The following is an 18763-nucleotide window of genomic DNA, read 5'->3' as shown; positions in this document are numbered from 1 at the left end:
GTGCCGAGGTGCCGTGTCGGCAGCTGTCGTGCCGGCAGCGGAACCCCTACGTCGTGCCGACAGCCGAGGGAGTGACAGCCCGGTCCGGGGAGTGGCGGGGCAGGGAAGGGGGTGGGCATGCCGGATGTGGAGGGCACGCGCCGATGACAGCGGAGCGGAGCGAGCGGGACGATAATCCGGGGCTGGTGCCGACGCTGCGTGAGTTCGCCCTGCTCGCGGACGGGGAACGGGGTGCGCTGATCGGCCCGGACGGCCGCGTGTGTTGGATGTGCGTGCCCTCGTGGGCGGACGACGCGGTGTTCTCGACGCTGATCGGTGGCGCCGGCTCCTACTCGGTGACTCCGGCGACCGCCTTCACCTGGGGCGGTTACTACGAGGACCGGTCGTTGATCTGGCACAGCCGGTGGGTGACGCGGGCGGGCGTGGCGGAGTGCCGGGAGGCTCTCGCCCTCCCCGGGCGGCGGCACCGTGCGGTGCTGCTGCGCCGGATTCTCGGGGTCGAGGGGACCGTGCCGGTGCGGGTGACGCTGGATCCGCGTCCCGGGTTCGGCCGGCGGGCGGTGGCGGGGCTGYGGCAAGACGGGCCGGACGGGCCGGACGGGGTGGAGGCCTGGTGCGGGCGAGTCGGCGAGCTGGAGCTGCGCTGGTCGGGACGGCTCGCGGCGGTCGCCCGGATCGACCATGATGCGGGCGGTGGCAGTCTCGTCGCGGAGCGCCTGGTGCGGGCCGGCGACTGTCTCGATCTTGTGCTGGAGCTCGGTGAGCTGCCGGCGGACCGTCCGGTCCCGGACGTGCTGTGGGCCGAGACGAAGCGGGCCTGGCGGTCCGCGGTACCGGAGCTGCCGAGCCTGGCCGGTGTCCGCGACGCTCAGCACGCGGTCGCGGTGCTGCGCGGGCTGACCGGCGGCGGGCACGGGATGGTGGCCGCGGCCAGCACCTCCCTGCCCGAGCGGGCCCGTCAGGGCCGCGACTACGACTATCGGTATGTCTGGATCCGAGATCAGTGCTACGCGGGGCTGGCGGCCGCGCGGGCCGGCCTCGACGGGCTGCTCGACGACGCCGTCACGTTCGTCACCGAACGGCTGTTGGCGGACGGCCCGAACCTGCGTCCGGCCTACACCGCCCGCGGTGGCCCGATCCCGGACGAGCGCCGACTCGATCTGCCGGGGTACCCCGGCGGCGACGACGTGGTCGGGAACAAGGTCGGCCACCAGTTCCAGCTGGACGTCTTCGGGGAGGCGGCGCTGCTGCTGGCGGCCGCGGCGCGGCGGGGCCGGCTGACCGATGACGCCCGGCGGGCCGCGGCGGTGACCGCCGGGGTGATCGCGGCACGCTGGCGGATCCCGGACACAGGGGTCTGGGAGCTGGAGCCGCGGCACTGGACGCACAGCCGGTTGACCTGCGCGGCAGGGCTGCTCGCCTTGGCCGGCGTGGACGGCGCCGGGGTGGGGGAGGCCGACGGCTGGCGGGCGCTGGCAAGGCGGCTGCTCAGCGCCGCCCGCGAGGAGATGCGGCATTCGAGCGGGCGCTGGCAGCGGGCGACCGACGACCCRCGGGTGGACGCGGCGCTGCTGCTGCCCGCGGTGCGGGGAGCGGTCGACGTCCGCGACCMGGTGTCGGTGGCGACGCTGCGGGCGGTGGCCGAGCAGCTGACCGACGACGGCTACGTCTACCGATTCGATCATGCCGGGATCCGGCTCGGGGTGGCCGAAGGGGCCTTCCTGCTGTGCGGCTTCTGGCTGGCGCTGGCCTACCACCGTGCCGGCCGGCACGATCAGGCCCGGCGGTACTTCGAGCGTGGCCGCGCCGCCTGCGGGCCGCCCGGCATCTACGCCGAGGAGTTCGATGTCACTCAGCGCCAGCTGCGTGGCAACATTCCCCAGGCGTTCGTCCATGCCCTGGTTCTGGAGACTGCCGYCACCCTCCGACCCCTCGACGGCACCGACCCGGGATGAGGCGTCTCTGTCACGGCCCGGCGGCGGTCGCGGATCTGTGGGGAGTGGATTTTCCGGTGGCCGGGCGTTTCAACGCGGCGGAGGTTGGTAGAGACGTGATGCACTGCCGGTACATCCATACGCCGACGAGCGGGTGAGCCATTCGTAGCGGGTGATCCTGGCGGCATGTCCGGTTGTCGAGACCGCCCGTTTTCGCTGGCTTGAATAGTATGCGAGGAGGAACTCGTGCCCGACGTGGCCGTGTCTGGTCGGATGGCCCGATGACGGTCGAGGTCCGTCCYTTTCCGCCGAGTGTCGGGGAGCAGCGAGGGGAGCCGCCGACGGCCCTKGACATCCTCGGTACGACCGATCACAAGTCGATCGGTCTGATGTATCTGGTGACCTCGTTCGGGTTCTTCCTATTCGCCGGGATCCTCGCGATGCTAATGCGGGGGGAACTGGCCCGGCCCGGTCTACAGATCGTCTCGAACGAGCGGTACAACCAGTTTTTTACGATCCACGGCACGGTGATGATGCTGTTGTTCGCGACCCCGCTGTTCTCCGCGTTCGCGAACTATCTTGTCCCGTTGCAGATCGGGGCGCCTGACATCGCCTTCCCCCGGTTGAACGCCTTGGGCTACTGGCTGTATCTGGTCGGCGGTCTGATCGTCGTCTCCGGGTTCCTGACCCGGGGCGGGGCGGCGGACTTCGGCTGGTTCGCGTACTCCCCGTTGACCTCGGCGCAGTACTCGCCGCACCTCGGCGGTGATCTGTGGGCGGTGGGCCTGGTGATGTCCGGGCTGAGCACCGTGCTGGCGAGCGTCAACTTCATCACCACGATCATCACGCTGCGCGCGCCGGGCATGCTCCTGTTCCGAATGYCGATCTTCACCTGGAACGTGCTGATTACGTCGGTGCTGGCGCTGCTCGCGTTCCCGGTACTCACCGCGGCCCTGCTGGCGCTGGAGGCCGATCGCCGGTTCGGCGCCCACGTGTACGACGCGAGCAACGGAGGAGCGATCCTCTGGCAGCACCTTTTCTGGTTCTTCGGTCATCCCGAGGTCTACATCGTCGCGCTGCCCTTCTTCGGCATCGTYACGGAGATCCTGCCGGTGTTCAGCCGTAAACCGATTTTCGGGTACCGGGGGTTGGTCTTCGCGACCGTGGGAATCGGCGCGCTGTCGATGGCGGTGTGGGCGCACCACATGTTCGCGACCGGTGCCGTGCTGCTGCCGTTCTTCTCTCTGCTGTCCTTTCTGATCGCCGTCCCGACYGGGGTGAAGTTCTTCAACTGGATCGGCACCATGTGGCGCGGAACGATCATCCTGAACACGCCAATGCTGTTCTCGATCGGATTCCTTATCACCTTCCTGTTCGGTKGGCTGACCGGGGTCACCCTGGCCAGCCCACCCATCGACTTTCACGTCACCGACAGCTATTACGTCGTGGGTCATCTGCACTATGTCCTGTTCGGGACAATCGTCTTCTCCGCGTTCGCCGGTGTGTACTTCTGGTTCCCCAAGGTGACGGGAAGGTTCCTGAACGAGAAGTTGGGGAAGCTGCACTTCTGGAGTCTTCTCGTCGGTTTCCACGTGACGTTTCTGCCGATGCACTGGCTGGGTGTCAGGGGAATGCCGCGGCGGGTCGCCGACTACCTGCCCACCGACGGTTTCACCACGCTGAACACGATCGAGAGTGCCGGCTCCTTCCTGCTCGGCCTGTCCACCCTACCGTTTCTGTACAATGTTTGGCGGTCGCTGCGGCATGGTGAMCCGGCGACCAGTGGTGACGCCTGGGGCTACGGGAACTCGTTGGAATGGGCGACGTCCTGCCCACCACCGAAGCACAACTTTCACCAGATACCCCGTATCCGATCCGAGCGGCCGGCCTTCGACCTGAACCACCCCCGGCAGGGGCCGGAGGGGCGGGAAGGTCGCCAGCGGCAGCCGCGCCGGGTCGACCAGAGGCACCGGCGCGAGCTGGYCTCCGTCGAGGGGGAGACGGCCTCGCGGCGTGATACCGCRGTGGACCCGGACGCGGCCGGGTGATTACCTCCGCCCGGCTGTTCGCCGTTCTGGCTCTGTTCTTCCTGGTCACCGGCGGGGTGTACCTGTTCACCGGACATGACCCGGYAGGTGCGGCCGCGCTCATCTTCAGCATGGTGATGAGCCTGTTGGTCGCTGGATTCCTCTGGTACACCGGCCGGCGCAGCCGCCTGCCCGCCGACGACAGCCAGATCGAGATCCCCGAGGGGGCCGGTGACATCGGCTTCTTCAGCCCGTTCAGCTACTGGCMGGCGGCGATTGCGGTCAGTTTCGGGCTGCTCCTGCTGGGGCCGATCATCAGCTACTGGCTGCTGTTCATCGGTGGCGTGCTGACCGCGATCACCATCGTGGGCCTGGTGTTCCAGCACGAATCCACYGATGAGAAGAACTCGCAGGACGCCGCCCGGGGTCACGGCACCTCCGCACCGGGCGAGGGCCGGTGATGGTCGATACAGGGGCGCCGGTGAAGGCCGGTGAAGGCCGGTGGGGGCCGCCACGGCGGCGTACGGCGATGAGCCCGAAGGAGGAGTATATGATCTTTCCACGCGGTCTGGCGATCTCTGCGGCGTTCGCGACGCTTGCCGGTGCGCTGTTCGCTGTCGATGCCGTGGTCGTGACGAGCCGGGCACTGGGTGACACCCTCGTGCTCGCCGGCGCCGTGTTCGCCTTCGGGGGCGTGATGGCACTGCTTCCGCGGGGACGGCGTTGACTCCGGCGGGCTCCGCCGACGCGGAGCGACCGCAGCGACCGCAGCGACCGCAGCGACCGGCTGGACCAGACGGGGCAGCCCGGCCCGGCGGGCCCGGGGGCGTGGCGGGGATAGCGGCCTGCCTGTCGCTCTCGCTCGTCGGCGCGGTGGCGTTCGCGGTGGTGAACTTCACCGGCCGGACGGGCACCGTCGGCTACAACGCGCTGCTCGGTCTCTCCCTGGGGTTGGCCATCATCGCCGCCGGCATCGGCGCSGTGCTGTGGGACAAGCGTCTCATCCCCCAGGAGGAGGCGGTCGAGGAACGTCACCCCATGGTCTCGCCGGGCGCCGAGGAGGCGGCCACCCAGCAGACCGTGGACCGGGTCGTGGCCGAGACAGGGCTGCGCCAGTTGCCGGTGCTGCGCCGGCTCGTGCTCGCCATGCTCGGCGGTTTCGGGGTGATAGCCGTGGTGCCGCTGCTCAACCTGGTCAGGCGGGCCCCGCATCGGGACCTGTTCACCACCCGCTGGTCACCCGGGGCGCGGCTGGTGACGCCGGAGGGCCGGCCGGTGCGCCTTGGCGACCTGGCGATCGGCGGCATCCTCACCGTGCTGCCTGAGGGGCATCTCGGCCTCGACGCCCAGGCGGACAGCGCGGCGCTGCTGATCAGGCTGCCCCCGGGACTGGCCACCCCGCCCCGGCAGGCCGCGGCCGGGTACGACAACCACGTCGCGTTCTCGAAGATCTGCACCCATGCGGGCTGCCCGGTSAGCATGTACATGAGCCAGCCGCATCAGCTCCAGTGCCCGTGYCACCAGTCGGTCTTCGACATGACCGACCTGGCCAGGCCGATCTTCGGCCCGGCGACCCGTGCCCTGCCCCAGCTGCCCGTCACGGTCGACGCCGATGGGTGTTTCCGAGCCCGGTCGGATTTCCCCGAACCGGTCGGGCCCGGCTTCTGGAGCCGCTCATGACCGCCACCACCGGCTCCGGGACCTCCACGCGGCGCGCGGACCGTCCCGGGCGGGAATCGCCGGGCCCCGGGCGGGAATCGCCGGTGACCGCTGCCGGTCACAAGGCGGTCGGATTCATCGACCGGCGCCTGGGCAGCGCGAGGTTCCTGCGCAGCGTGATGAACAAGGTCTTCCCCGACCACTGGTCCTTCATGATCGGCGAGATCGCGCTCTACAGCTTCGGCGTGCTCGTGGCCACCGGGGTCTACCTGACGTTCTTCTTCGAACCCAGCGAGCAGCAGACCGTCTACGACGGCTCCTACGTGCCGCTGCGCGGGGTGACGATGAGCCGTGCCTACGCCTCGACCCTCGACATCTCCTTCGACGTCCGCGCCGGCCTGGTCATCCGCCAGATCCACCACTGGGCGGCGCTGCTGTTCGTCGCGGCGATCATCGTGCACCTGTGCCGGATCTTCTTCACCGGCGCCTTCCGTCGCCCCCGGGAGATCAACTGGCTGATCGGGGTGAGCCTGCTGCTGCTCGCCATCGCCGAGGGCTTCGCCGGCTACTCCCTGCCCGACGACCTGCTGTCCGGGACCGGGGTGCGTATCGCCTACGCGATCGCCGAGTCCATCCCCGTCGTGGGAACCTGGATCGCCTGGGGCTTCTGGGGTGGCGAGTTCCCCGGCACGCACTTCATCACCCGGCTCTACGTGGTGCACATCCTGCTCGTCCCGGGTCTCCTCCTCGCGCTGATCGGCGCCCACCTGGGGATCCTGTGGCACCAGAAGCACACCCAGTTCCCCGGCCCTGGCCGGACGGAGGACAACGTTGTCGGTAGCCGGCTGTTCYCCGGCTACGCCGCCAAGTCGGTCGGTTTCCTGCTCATCACCGCCGGCCTGCTCGCGGTGCTCGGCGGCGTCGCGCAGATCAACCCGGTCTGGGCCTACGGCCCGTACACCCCCATGGACGTCTCCTCGCTGGCGCAGCCGGACTGGTACGTCGGGTTCCTCGAGGGCTCGCTGCGGCTGTTCCTGCCCTGGGAGTACSGGGGCCTCGGCCACGACGTCCCGCCCGTACTCTGGCCGGGGGTGGTCCTGCCGGGAGTGCTGTTCGGCCTGCTCGCKGCCTACCCGTTCCTGGAGGCGCTGGTCACCCGGGATCATGATCAGCACAACCTGCTGCAACGCCCCCGCCATCACCCCGACCGCACCGCGTTCGGGGTGATGGCGCTGACCTTCTACGGCGTCCTGCTGCTTGCCGGCGGCGACGACGTGTTCGCCCTCGTCCTGCACCTGTCCCTCAACGCCGTCGTCTGGGCCGGCCGCATCGGCCTGCTGGTGCTGCCACCCTTCGCCTTCTATGCCACCCRCAGGCTCTGCCGCGCCGCTGCCGCCCGCGAACGCCGGCAGGCGGCCGCTCCCGAAGAGACCGGCTGGATCCGCCTCGAACCCGCCGGCCGGTACACCGAGGTCGAACTGCCGAAACCCTCGGCCCCGGCACCCGCCCTCGCCGCCGCCGAGCGAGTCCCACCCGCCATCGAAGGCCCCACCAGTGGCCGCCAGCGCGGGCAGGGCCGCCTCCGTCGCGCCGTCGTCGGCTTCTTCACCCGTCCCCGCGCCTAGCATTCGGCCGGCGGGGGCCCATAATGGGTATTCCCGGAACGCAAGCATCAGCCAACAGGCGACCACCATTTGAACGGCGCGCCGAGAGGATCAACTCGCCTGGCCCAACCAATAAAAACTTGRMGCGGGCTCGGAGAGCAACGTAACAGCCGTCGAAGGCACTTTCGGCGGGCTCCCACGAGACGCTGGTCACAGCGGAGAACCGATGTCCAGGGAAATTCAACCGACAAACATGGCATCGAAACAGCCGGGTACTTCCGCGGCGAGCGGTACTGGCCGGCTCGTTCGGTGAACGTCGCGCTGCGCACTTCACGCCCGCCGGGGCCCGACTCGGCGAGGATCGGGCCCGCACGGCCCTGACCAGGCAGATTCACTCCTGTCGCCGGTGAGATGACAATCACCTCAAGCCCTCGGGGTCGGTTTTCCACCGGTTACGTCAGACTCGCTACCCCCGCCTCTTCGGCGAGTCGACCTACGAAAGTATTTCTACCTGATGCGCGGCGCGCTCCACGCATTAATGCCATGCCGGAGCCCGCACGATGACTATCAAGGTGATTATGGACACGATCCAGCCGCCGACGGGGGATGGAAAATCAGAGGACCAGAGCCGAGAAGTTGAGCGGAGGAGGATCGTGACCACGGACGGCGCCCGAACCGGGCAAGCCGGCGAACCGGGACAGCTCAAGCGAGGCCACGGCTCCCCRTACCTCGCTTCCTGATCGTCGAACCTGGCCTGGGCGGCTCATCCGGACGGTGAGAAGCACCTCTCGTCCTGGCCAGGCTGTTACTCAGGTCCCGCAGCTCGACTCGGAGTCCGACGTCCGAGGTCCGGCGTCCGCGTCCGGAGCTCGAGACCGCGAGCCAGCACGCATCGAGGACCGCTGGCCGAGCGGACCTTACTGCTGATCGTGCACCGGCGCTCCACTTCCGCGAGACCGACCAGGCCCGATGGTGGACGACTCCTCCCCAGTTCGTCCGCCAGCCCACGGACAGCTCCGACCTGCATCAGCAGCCGGTCAACGGCGGCGTAGACCTGACCGGAATCCCCGAACCCTTTCCGCCACYAACTGCCGAAGGTGGACCATGACAATCCTCGACGACAGCACCGCGCCCGGCTTCGTCGGGCCGCCGAGCTCCCACGGTCCGCGTCGTGACCCGGCTCCGCTCCTGCCCGACCCCGAGCCGGTCCGGGTCCTCGGCACGGAGGCGGCGGGGAAGGTCGACACCGATCTGCTGCGCGTCCTGTACCACCGTCTGGTGCTGGGACGGCGCTTCAACCAGCAGGCCACGACCCTGGCCAGGCAGGGCCRCCTCGCCGTGTACCCGGCGTCCACCGGCCAGGAGGCATGCCAGATCGCCGCGGCCATGGTGCTGCGGGAGTCGGACTGGCTGTTCCCCAGCTACCGCGACACGCTGGCGGTGGTGTCGAGGGGCGTGCGCCCGGTGGACGCGCTGACGCTGATGCGCGGGAACGCGCACAGCGGCTACGATCCGCGGGAGCACCGGATCGCGCMGCTGTCGACTCCGCTGGCCACCCAGGCCTGCCATGCGGTGGGCCTGGCCCACGCCGCTCGCCTGCGCGCGGCCTCGGATCCGTGGGCGGCGGAGGACGTCGTGGCGCTTGCCCTGATCGGCGACGGCGGCACCAGCGAGGGCGACTTCCACGAGGCGCTGAACTTCGCCGGGGTGCTGAACGCGCCAGTGGTGTTCCTGGTACAGAACAACGGCTATGCGATTTCGGTGCCGCTGGCCCAGCAGTCCGCGGCGCCGACGCTGGCACACAAGGCGGTGGGCCATGGGATCATCGGTCGTTTGGTGGACGGCAACGACGCGCCCGCGGTGCACGGTGTGCTGCGCGCGGCGGTCGAGCACGCGCGGTCGGGTCGCGGCCCGGTGCTGGTCGAGGCGGTCACCTACCGGCTGGAGGCGCACACCAACGCCGACGACGCGACCCGCTACCGCACCTCGGAGGAGGTCGCCGCCTGGCAGGCCCGCGATCCGCTGACGCTGCTGGAGCGGCAGCTACGCAAGGCCGGTCTCCTCGACGACGCCGGCGTCGCCGCAGTCGCGCGGGCTGCCGAGGARCTCGCCGCCGAGATGCGCGCCCAGTTCGATCGTGTGCCTGATCTCGATCCGGGCTCACTGTTCACGCACGTCTATGCCCAGCCGACCAGCCAGCTTCGTGAGCAGGCCGCCGAGCTGATGGCCTGGCAGGCCGCGGACGCAGCCAAGAGCGACGACGCACGATGAGCGCCRCGACCATGGTGCGGGCCCTCAACGCCGCGCTGCGCGACTCGCTGCGCGAGGACGCGCGCGTCCACATCCTCGGCGAGGACGTTGGCACTCTCGGCGGCGTCTTCCGAGTCACCGACGGCTTGGCTGCCGAATTCGGCGCGCAACGCTGCCTGGACACCCCCCTGGCCGAGGCAGGCATCCTCGGTACCGCCGTGGGCATGGCCATGTACGGCCTGCGGCCCGTCGTGGAGCTGCAGTTCGACGCCTTCGCCTACCCCGCGTTCGAGCAGCTCGCGTCGCATGTGGCCAAGATGCGTAACCGCACGGCCGGGAAGACCACGCTGCCGATCACCATCCGCATCCCGTACGGCGGCGGCGTCGGCGGCGTCGAGCACCACAGCGACTCCAGCGAGGCCTACTACGCGCACACCCCCGGCCTGCACGTCGTCACCCCCGCCACCGTCGCCGACGGCTACGGGCTGCTCCGCTCGGCGATTGCCTCGGACGACCCGGTGGTGTTCCTGGAGCCCAAGCGGCTCTACTGGTCCACGGACGAGCGGTCCACGGACGACTTCTCTGCGGCCGAGGTGCCGCCGATCGGCCGGGCGGTGGTCCGCCGGACCGGTACCTCGGCGACCCTCCTGACCTACGGCCCCTCGCTCCCCGTGTGCCTCCAGGCGGCGGCGGCCGCGCGCTCGGAGGGCTGGGACCTGGCGGTGGTCGACCTGCGCTCGCTGGTCCCCTTCGACGACGAGACGGTCTGCGAGGCGGTCCGCGCCACCGGGCGCGCCGTTGTGGTCCACGAGGCCGCGGGTTTCGGCGGGGTCGGTGCGGAGATCGCTGCCCGCGTCAGCGAGCGGTGCTTCCACCACCTTGCCGCCCCCGTCCTGCGGGTCACCGGCTTCGACATCCCTTACCCGCCCCCCATGCTCGAACATCACTACCTTCCCAGCGTCGACCGCATCCTCGACGCCGTCGCCCGACTCCAGTGGGAGCAGTGACACCGTGGCCGCGGTACGCGAATTCCCCCTCCCCGACCTCGGCGAGGGCCTGACCTCCGCCGAGGTCGTCCGCTGGCTTGTCGGCGTCGGGGACGTCATCACCGTCGACCAACCCGTAGCCGAGGTCGAGACCGCCAAAGCCGTCGTCGAGGTGCCCTGCCCCTACGCCGGCGTCGTCACCTCCCTCGCCGGCCTGGCCGGTACCAGTGTCCCGGTCGGCACACCACTGATCACCGTGGCCGTCAGCGAGCCGGCAGCAGGGCGAACGGGTTCCGGGAACATCCTCGTCGGTTACGGCACCAGCACGGAACCCTCCCGAACCCGCCGCCGACGACGCGTCGGCGCTCCCGAAGCGCCCCCCGTACCGGCGCTCACCCCGACTCCCGGACCGGCGACGCCACTCGGGCCTTCCGCCCAGACCGTGGTCAAGGTCGTCTCGCCCCTCGTTCGCCGCTTCGCCCGCGAGAACTCCGTCGATCTCCGAAAACTCGTCGGCACCGGCCCGGACGGGCTGATTCTGCGCAAGGACGTGGAGAGTGCCATCGCCCCGCGTTCCGCTCCGTCGCGCCCGGCGGAGACCGACTCGACCGTCGTCCCGCTGGACCCGCTGGCGCGGCGCGCGGCGGAGACGTTCGCGCGCAGCAGGCGCGAGGTGCCGGACGCCACCTGCTGGGTCGACACGGATGCCACCGCGCTGCTCGCCGCCAAGGACACCCTCAACGACACCCGCAACGCGGGGGGCGCCGAGCCCAGAATCGGTCTCCTGGCGATCCTGGCCCGCATCTGCGTCGCCGCCCTGGTCCGCTTTCCCGCACTCAACTCCGCCGTCGTCACCGACGCGGACGGCCGCGCGACCGGCGTGCGCCACCACGCCGCCGTCCACCTGGGATTCGCCGCCCAGACCCCGCGCGGCCTGGTCGTGCCCGTGGTGCACCACGCTCAGGGCCTGACCACCGCTCGACTGGCCGCCGAGATCGCCCGGTTGACCGCCGCCGCCCGCGCGGGCACGCTCACTCCCGCCGAGTTGACCGGCGGCACGTTCACGCTCAACAACTACGGCGTCTTCGGTGTCGACGGCTCCACGCCCATCATCCACCACCCCGAGGCCGCGATGATCGGCATCGGCCGGATCGTCCCCAGGCCCTGGGCGGTGGACGGCGAACTGGCGGTCCGCAGGATCGTGCAGCTTTCGTTCACCTTTGACCACCGAGTCTGCGACGGCGCCACCGCCGGGTCCTTTCTGCGCTTCGTCGCCGACGCGGTCGAAGACCCCACGGTGCTGCTGCGCCACCTCTGACCACCGCACCTCTGACCACCGCCTTACCAGCAGGCGATGACCGTTGCCMGCCCCGGTCCTAGGAGGTCTGTCTTGCCTGCTTACCCCCCCCGCTACACCTACCTCGGCCCCGAGGGGACCTTCACCGAGGCCGCGCTGCGGACGCTGCCGGATGCGCGGACGCATGAGCTGTTCCCCTCCCTCTCCGTGGCGGAGGCGTTGGACGCGGTGCGCAACGGGGACGCGTCCGGCGCGCTGGTACCGATCGAGAACTCCGTCGRGGGGGCAGTTACCGCCACGCTGGACGAGCTCGCGACCGGCAGGCCGCTGATGATCTGCCGCGAGGTGCTGCTACCGATCAGCTTCGCGCTKCTCGTGCGGCCGGGAACCACGCTGGAGGACGTCAAGACCGTCACCGGCCACCCGGTCGCCCGGGCCCAGGTACGCCGCTGGCTCGCGGCTCACCTGCCGTACGCGGAGTGGGAATCGGCCGCGTCCAACGCCGAGGGGGCCCGGCTGGTGCGGGAGGGGCGCTTCGACTGCGCCTTCGCCGGGGAGTTCACCGCACGGCGCTACCGACTGGAGGCCCTCGTGACCGACATCCACGACGTCCCCGACGCCACCACCCGTTTCGTCCTGCTCGGCCGTCCAGGCCGCGCCACCGCGCCGACCAACACGGACAAGACGTCCATCGTGGTGTGGCCGGCCGCGGACGAGCCGGGCGCGCTGCTGGAACTCCTGCAGGAATGGGCCGTTCGCGGGGCCAACCTGATGCGGATCGAGTCCCGGCCGACCGGCGAGGGCCTGGGCCGGTACTGCTTCTCGATCGACGCGGAAGGGCACATCAGCGACCGCCGGGTGCGCGAGGCCCTGATGGGGCTGCACCGGATCTGCCGGAAGATCCGTTTCCTGGGGTCTTACCCCCGCGCCGACGAGGCCGCCCCGTCCGTACCCCCAAGCATGACGGATCACGAGTTCGTCAGGGCCGCCGACTKGCTCGCTCGCTGCCTGGACGGCCGTGGTGAGGACTGGGAGGCGTGCGGATCTGGGCGGCGTGCGTGCCTGGGCGGCGTGCGAACTGGGCGGCGTGCGGACGCGATCCGGCGGCCATTGTTCGGTGCGCCTGATGAAGCGGTGCCATAGCCCTTTCGTGGTGATGTCGTAAACGTGTCATTATCTTGCGCTGGCGACGCCATATCTGATTGTTGCTGGTGATGGTGCTCTACGGTGTTCTTTTCCCCATTCGGGTCTGTTCCGTGGAGACGTGCGACACAGACCCCCGGTGGCCTGCTCGGAATCAGGAGTAATAGGTACATGGGCCCATGTGTCTTTGGCGTGTTGACGCGTCAATCTGGTGAAGTTGTTCAGCCCGATTTCCAGGCCCGCGCTCCGCGCCCCAGGACGGGGTGGGGGAGCGTCTGATGGCCCTGCTCGACGTGGTCACGAAGGCCGGTCCCGAGCGGACATACGCTCGTCCACTGACCTCGGGTGACCGGGCCTACCTCGCCTTCAGCCGGCTCAATCCCGGGGAGTTCCAGGACGTCGGTGCGCTGCTGTTCGTCGACGGCCCTCCGCTGGAGCTGGCGGACCTGCGTGCGCACGTCGCCGAGCGGCTGCGCGACCCCCGGGCACGGATGCTTACCGACCGTCTCGAGACTGTCGCGGTCCGGTTCTCCGGTCGCCGCTCGACGGCGAACGAGACCCTCTGGGTCCGCGGTCCGGGCCTGAACGTCGACGACMACGTTGTCGCCATGGACCTACCGTCCGCCGACGGTGTTGGCGGTGTTGGCGGTGTGGGCGGGGGCGACGGTGGTGCCGGCGATGCGCGGCTGCGTGCCGCCGTCGACCGCATTGCCGCCCAGCCGATCGACCTCAGCCGGTCGCCGTGGATGCTCTACCTGCTGCGCGCCCCGGGGTCGTCCGGCACGGTGCTGGTGTATCGGACCAGCCACATCCAGCAGGACGGCTTCGCGCTCTACCAGGCGCTGCACCTGCTCTTCGGGGGGGAGGACGAACTCGACCTCGGTCTGCCTCCCGCTGTCCGCCGGCCGCGGCCCTCGGACTATGCGGGTTTCGTCGGCCGGGGGCTGCGTTGCCTGGCGCCCACCCGCGCCCTCGACGCCTGGGGCGGGCCGCCGGCCGGGCCGGCGCGACATTCCTGGGTCACCACCGATCTGGGCACGCTGCGAGCGGTGGCCCGCCACCACGATGTCACGGTCAACGACGTCTATCTCGCCGCGCTCGCCGGGGCGCTGCGGACGTGGTCCCTTCCCGAATGGCGCCGGGACCGTCAGCCCATCCACGCGCTGATGCCCATCAGTTTCCGGACCGCCGCCGAACGGAACGTGCTGTCGAACTATTCCTCGGGCGTGCGTGTCCCGCTTCCCTGCGGGGAGCCGGACCCCGGCCGGCGACTGGCGTGGATCGCCGCGGAGACCCGTCGCATGAAGAAGGGCGGGCTGGGGGTGGTGGAACGTYACCACTTCTCCACCCTGGCGACGATCGCCTCGCCCCGCATGCTCGCGGGCGCCGCCGCTTACCCGGCCCAGATCCGGAAGATGGCCCTGGTGGCGAGCAACGTCCGGACGATGCGCGGGCCGCTGGCTGTCGCGGGACGCGCGGTGACCGGGCTGGTCGGCACGGGCCAACTACTCGTCGGACGTCAGCATCTGGCCGTCGCCATGCTTGGCATCGACGAGCGGGTCGGTGTCACGTTCGTGGCCAGTGCCAGCGTGCCGAACCACGCCCGGTTGGGGCAGCTGTGGCTGGCGGAACTCGACGTGCTCAGCCGGCTGGTGCCCTCACGCCGGCGTGAGCGTGCCTGACGGACCGGTCCTGACCTTCCGGCCTTCGTCGCTGGCCGAGRCTGTCGAAGCGCTGGAGCGCACCATCGAGGGTTCGCTCATGGCTGGCGCAGCGACAGCACGCCGGGCGCGTTGAGATCGAACCGTGTCCCGAAGCCACGGCTGATCCTGGTGAGAACCCCCCGTAGCCACCCGGCGTCTTCGGGTGCGGCGCGCCACAACCGCATCCGCCGTGTCTGCAGGGGCACCATCCGCAGGCCGGTCAGCGTCGCGCCGGGCGGATCGACGGAGACCCCGGCGGAGACGAAGTACGCCAGCCGCAGATCGTCCCGGTACATTTCGTAGCCGGTAATGCCCTCGTAGTCGTTGATGAAGTCGCCACAGCCGTACAGGACAAGCCGGTCCCGGTACACCTCGACGGGACGCGGATGGTGCGACGAATGCCCGTGCACGACGTCGACACCGCCATCGATGAGCCGGCGGGCGAAGCGGATCTGGTCGTCGTCTACGTCATAGCCCCAGTTGGATCCCCAGTGGACGGAGGCGACGACGAGGTCACCGGGGCGCTTCGCCCGCCGGACGCGGGCGGTCACCTCCTCGGCGGTGGCGTCCGACAGTTCGGGGATGACGTCGATGCCGGCCCGGCCCGGGGCCGCGGCCCACGTCCGTGGAATGCCGCTGGAGGACAGGCCGAACGAGGAGACCAGGACCCGCCGGCCCCCGCCGAGCGGGACCATGGCCGGTTTGCACGCCTCGTCCGCGTCGCGTCCGGCTCCCACCGCTCTCAGCCCGGCCGTGAACAACGCGTCGAGGGTCTCGACGAGCCCGCGGTGGCCGAAATCCAGCAGGTGGTTGTTCGCCAGCACGCACACATCGGGCCGGCCGGCGGCCAGACAGGGAAGGTTGTCCGGACTCATCCGATAATGAACCTCCTTTCCGGCGGCGAAGTCATCGCACCGGGTGATGCTGTTTTCCAGGTTCACCACCCGAACATCGGCCCGGACCTCATCCAGCACGGGCAGCGCGTCACCCCAGGGCCAGGAGAATTCGACCGGACGAGGAATCGGGCCGTTCACCGCCTCCGCCAGCTCGACATAGGCGCGGGCATCCTGGACATATCCCTCGGAAAGCCTCGGATCGCCCGGATGCGGCAGAATCTGGTCGACACCGCGACCTAGCATCACGTCGCCGCAGAGGAACAGCGTCACCACGCCATCGTGCACGGTTCCAGCCTAGGCCACCGGCCCCCGGCCACCGGCCCGGATTCCGCCGGTTCGCCAAATTGACACCCCCCAGGGCAGGGCGGAACCTGTAGGCCGCGAGCGGAACCCCCCGAGGGGGTGGCCTCATGCACGGAGTAAGGAGCAACGCCTTCGCCGAGACTCATAACGGCGATCCGTGTCTCCCTCCGTGGCAGGGCCCTGACTCATACCGATTGCCGTGCGCCAGTTACCCGGAAGCGGTCCGCGCGAGCGGCGCACACGCCCCGCGTGCKGTGCCCGGCCCGGCCCGGGCGCCACCACGGGACGCTTGGCCATACGTATCAGGTTGGACGCCTTTCGGTGCCCCTCAAGCAGCGAAGAAAAAGGAACCAGCAATGAGAAGGATCGCCGCAGCCATAAGCGCCGTCCTGCTCCTCACCCTCAGCTTGGTCTTCACCGAGGCGGGGGTTTCTCGGGCGGCGGCTCCACCRGTCACACCCGTGCTCATGCACATCCGCTTCGCCCACGCGGCCAGCGCCCGGGTGGACATCGTCACCTTCGTCTTCCGGCCGTCAGCGCCGAAAGATGTCAGAGCCGAGTACGTGCCGAGATCGGGGCTGATCCAGGACGGATCCGGTAATCGAGTCTTTGTGCTGGGCCGATCCTTCGTGAAGGTCACCTTCCACAATTCCGCCGCGCACAACATCGAAGGTCGACCCACCGCTCCAAGGAACCTCTTCCCTCTCGGCCGGACAACGAATGTCGTCCACGTGAAGCAGGRCGGCGACTTCGAGGGTGTGGTGACCTACTACCTCGGGCTGTGTGGACGCAGGCCAGCACCGCCGGCGCATCCGACCGTGAGMAGCGTGGGCCGCGACGTCATCCTGAGCATCCCAACGCGGTAGCGGTAACACGCCACAGCGCCCTGCCCCGTTGCGCGATCGACGCTTTGGTGTTCGTGGCGTTGATGAACGCGAGGTAGGAGGTCCGTCTGCCTCGACGCTTCCCCGATCGACGCCACATTGTGGGCGTTACCCGATTCTGATCGATGGGCCAGGCGGGCCGGTGGATGAACGTCCAGGACAGATCCGGTACAAAAAATCCGGTACAAAATGGACAACACCGGCCCACCAGGCCATCGGGATCAAAATATCCCGGGAGCCCAGGCTAGCAGTTGACGAACTCCGGTTGCTGGTTGAGGACCTGGCTCTCCGGGGAGACGAAGCGGCGGTACTGCTCGCCGCTCGTGGCCTGGGGGCGGAAAGCGGCCAGCCGATGGCAGTTCTGGAAGGCCAGCGCCACGCCGAAGTGCCGTTCCAGAGCCGCGCGTATCGAGGTGCTGGCCATCGCCCGCAACAGCTGGCCCTGCTCGGCGTCGTCCRCGGGCGGGGTCTGGTTGTCGGCGAAGTCGCGGGTTGCGGTGGGCAGCTCGCCGGCGAGCCGCTCGACCAGGCCGTAGGCGTAGGGCAGGGAAGTGCGGATGCAGGCGAGGAAGTCGGCCTCGTCGACGTGACCTTGTTCGGCCTGCTCCAACAGGTCGGGCGACACCGTCAGGGACATGGATACCTCCTGGGCTGGTGGCAGCGACAACGATCACCACTGTCTTGGATGTAACAACCGTTGTCAATACCAACAGTAATACTCCGTATGCAGATCGATTGCGCCGCGACGGGGCGCCCCGACACCCCGCCGGATCTGCCATGCGATGCGACGCGTCCGCCTCCATGCACCCGGCGCACGCCCCGGTGGACGGTACAGGACGTCCGACCCGACAAAGCACCTGGTCGATCATGTGGACGGTTGGACGGACGGTTGGACGGTTGGACGGTTGGACGGTTGGACGGGTGGACGGACGGGTGGACGGGTGGACGGGTGGACGGGTAGGCGGCGGGRAGGCTCGCCCCGCGTCATCGCCGACCGCTCGAACTCGAACTTGTAACGGTTTCCATTAGCGACTACCTTTGCGGCAATGAATCCCGGTCCTGCTAGCAGGTCCGGTCGGGTAACAAGCAGGGAGATCGTGGTGGATGGTGCACGGCTGGTCACGGTGCGGCGCTGGCGGGTGCGGCCCGGGCGGGTGCCGCGCGGCCTGGGGGTAGTGGCCGCCGGCGTGGCGATGGTCGTGGCCGCGTGTGGGACGTCCTCGTCGGGGAACACCGGGACCGGCGCCACCGGCGGCAAGAAGATCACCGTGGTGGCGGCCGAGAACTTCTGGGGCAGCATCGCCGCCCAGCTGGGGGGCGACCGGGTGGCGGTCACCAGCATCATCGACAATCCCGACGCCGACCCGCATGACTATGAGCCGACCCCCGCCGACGGCCGGGCGATCGCCGGTGCGCGGCTGTTCATCGACAACGGCGTCGGCTACGACCCGTGGGCGGGCAAGCTGGCGGCGGCCAACCCGGCGACCGGGCGGGTGACGCTGACCGTCGGCGACCTGGTCGGCGCGAAGGACGGCGACAACCCGCATCGCTGGTACAACCCGGATGACGTCGCGAAAGTGATCGACCAGGTCACCGCCGACTACAAGAAGATCGACCCCGTCGACTCGGGCTACTTCGATCAGCAGCGGGCATCCTTCACCGCCACGACCCTCAAGCCGTACACCGATCTCATCGCGACAATCAAGAAGAAGTATGCCGGGACGCCGGTCGGGGCCTCGGAGAGCATCTTCGCGATGCTGTCCCCAGCGCTCGGGCTGAACCTGCTGACCCCGCCGGCCTTCCTGCGTGCGATCTCGGAGGGCAGCGATCCGACTGTCGCGGACAAGAGCACCAGCGACAGCCAGATCAAGACCGGGAAGATCAAAATCTACGTCTACAACAGCCAGAACGCCACCCCGGACGTGCGGCGGCAGATCGAGGAGGCGAAGGCGGCCCACATCCCGGTGACCACCATCACCGAGACGCTCGTCCCGGCCGGAGCGTCGTTCCAGGACTGGCAGGTCGCCCAGTTGGAAGCCCTGCGCGGGTCGCTGGCGCAGGCAACCGGAAAGTAAGC

General features: G+C 69.5%; 15 protein-coding genes and 1 pseudogene. 13 read left to right on the top strand and 3 right to left on the bottom strand.

Annotated elements, in window-relative coordinates; all coding sequences use genetic code 11:
• Window positions 1-143 precede the first annotated feature (143 nt).
• The 11 genes from CcI156_RS19410 (at window position 144) to CcI156_RS19365 (ending at window position 14582) form a co-directional block, all read left to right on the top strand.
• Window positions 144-1955, top strand: coding sequence for a glycoside hydrolase family 15 protein (locus tag CcI156_RS19410; protein WP_076807375.1), 1812 nt, complete (start codon window positions 144-146; stop codon window positions 1953-1955).
• Between the two features lie 260 nt (window positions 1956-2215).
• Window positions 2216-3982: a cytochrome c oxidase subunit I gene (ctaD, locus tag CcI156_RS19405; protein WP_254847519.1), complete on the top strand. Its 1767-nt coding sequence runs from the start codon at window positions 2216-2218 to the stop codon at window positions 3980-3982.
• A complete protein-coding gene (locus CcI156_RS19400; protein WP_076807371.1) occupies window positions 3979-4422 on the top strand; it encodes a cytochrome c oxidase subunit 4 in 444 nt (147 codons plus the stop codon). Before ctaD ends, CcI156_RS19400 begins: the two co-directional genes overlap by 4 nt.
• A gap of 89 nt (window positions 4423-4511) precedes the next feature.
• Window positions 4512-4688, top strand: a complete 177-nt coding sequence (locus tag CcI156_RS25920; protein ID WP_157493468.1) for a hypothetical protein — start codon at window positions 4512-4514, stop codon at window positions 4686-4688.
• A 101-nt stretch (window positions 4689-4789) separates the two neighbouring features.
• Complete coding sequence (locus CcI156_RS19395; protein WP_023841669.1) at window positions 4790-5641, top strand: ubiquinol-cytochrome c reductase iron-sulfur subunit; 852 nt, start codon at window positions 4790-4792, stop codon at window positions 5639-5641.
• Window positions 5638-7245, top strand: coding sequence for a ubiquinol-cytochrome c reductase cytochrome b subunit (locus CcI156_RS19390; RefSeq protein WP_083718688.1), 1608 nt, complete (start codon window positions 5638-5640; stop codon window positions 7243-7245). The genes CcI156_RS19395 and CcI156_RS19390 overlap by 4 nt, the downstream gene beginning before the upstream one ends.
• 1083 nt (window positions 7246-8328) lie before the next feature.
• Complete coding sequence (pdhA, locus tag CcI156_RS19385) at window positions 8329-9495, top strand: pyruvate dehydrogenase (acetyl-transferring) E1 component subunit alpha (RefSeq protein ID WP_076807369.1); 1167 nt, start codon at window positions 8329-8331, stop codon at window positions 9493-9495.
• Complete coding sequence (locus tag CcI156_RS19380; protein WP_076807366.1) at window positions 9492-10481, top strand: alpha-ketoacid dehydrogenase subunit beta; 990 nt, start codon at window positions 9492-9494, stop codon at window positions 10479-10481. The genes pdhA and CcI156_RS19380 overlap by 4 nt, the downstream gene beginning before the upstream one ends.
• Window positions 10482-10485: 4 nt before the next feature.
• Window positions 10486-11778, top strand: a complete 1293-nt coding sequence (locus CcI156_RS19375; RefSeq protein WP_023841666.1) for a dihydrolipoamide acetyltransferase family protein — start codon at window positions 10486-10488, stop codon at window positions 11776-11778.
• Between the two features lie 72 nt (window positions 11779-11850).
• The gene (pheA, locus tag CcI156_RS19370; RefSeq protein WP_076807364.1) at window positions 11851-12900 is read left to right on the top strand and encodes a prephenate dehydratase; all 1050 of its coding nucleotides are present in this window, start codon (window positions 11851-11853) and stop codon (window positions 12898-12900) included.
• Window positions 12901-13178: 278 nt separating this feature from the next.
• Complete coding sequence (locus tag CcI156_RS19365; RefSeq protein ID WP_076807389.1) at window positions 13179-14582, top strand: WS/DGAT domain-containing protein; 1404 nt, start codon at window positions 13179-13181, stop codon at window positions 14580-14582.
• Between the two features lie 77 nt (window positions 14583-14659).
• Here the strand turns inward: CcI156_RS19365 and CcI156_RS19360 are convergent, their stop codons facing one another.
• Complete coding sequence (locus tag CcI156_RS19360) at window positions 14660-15784, bottom strand: CapA family protein (protein WP_011436893.1); 1125 nt, start codon at window positions 15782-15784, stop codon at window positions 14660-14662.
• A gap of 374 nt (window positions 15785-16158) precedes the next feature.
• Here CcI156_RS19360 and CcI156_RS19355 point away from each other — a divergent pair, with 374 nt between their 5' ends.
• Window positions 16159-16668, top strand: a complete 510-nt coding sequence (locus tag CcI156_RS19355) for a hypothetical protein (RefSeq protein ID WP_076807362.1) — start codon at window positions 16159-16161, stop codon at window positions 16666-16668.
• 262 nt (window positions 16669-16930) lie between these two features.
• Here the strand turns inward: CcI156_RS19355 and CcI156_RS19350 are convergent, their stop codons facing one another.
• Both CcI156_RS19350 and CcI156_RS27885 read right to left on the bottom strand, forming a co-directional pair.
• Window positions 16931-17323 carry an SCO5389 family protein gene (locus CcI156_RS19350; RefSeq protein ID WP_076807359.1) on the bottom strand — a complete coding sequence of 131 codons (393 nt, stop codon included), beginning with the start codon at window positions 17321-17323 and terminating at the stop codon, window positions 16931-16933.
• Window positions 17314-17643 (bottom strand): annotated as a pseudogene (locus CcI156_RS27885) (PT domain-containing protein); the annotation flags it as partial. The gene CcI156_RS19350 and the pseudogene CcI156_RS27885, both read right to left, overlap by 10 nt.
• Before the next feature lie 143 nt (window positions 17644-17786).
• On the opposite strand from CcI156_RS27885, the gene CcI156_RS19340 reads away from it, so the two are divergent.
• Window positions 17787-18761, top strand: a complete 975-nt coding sequence (locus tag CcI156_RS19340; RefSeq protein ID WP_011436890.1) for a metal ABC transporter solute-binding protein, Zn/Mn family — start codon at window positions 17787-17789, stop codon at window positions 18759-18761.
• Window positions 18762-18763: the final 2 nt, after the last annotated feature.

Source organism: Frankia sp. CcI156, from assembly GCF_001983015.1.
In the GTDB taxonomy this organism is placed as follows: Bacteria; Actinomycetota; Actinomycetes; order Frankiales; family Frankiaceae; genus Frankia; species Frankia casuarinae.
Note: the sequence above shows the minus strand (reverse complement) of the source record. Positions and strands in the feature narration are given on the sequence as shown.

Bases quoted from the DNA above. Each gene is read 5' to 3' on its own strand.
- CcI156_RS25920 (WP_157493468.1), top strand. From the start codon at position 4,512: ATGATCTTTCCACGCGGTCTGGCGATCTCTGCGGCGTTCGCGACGCTT.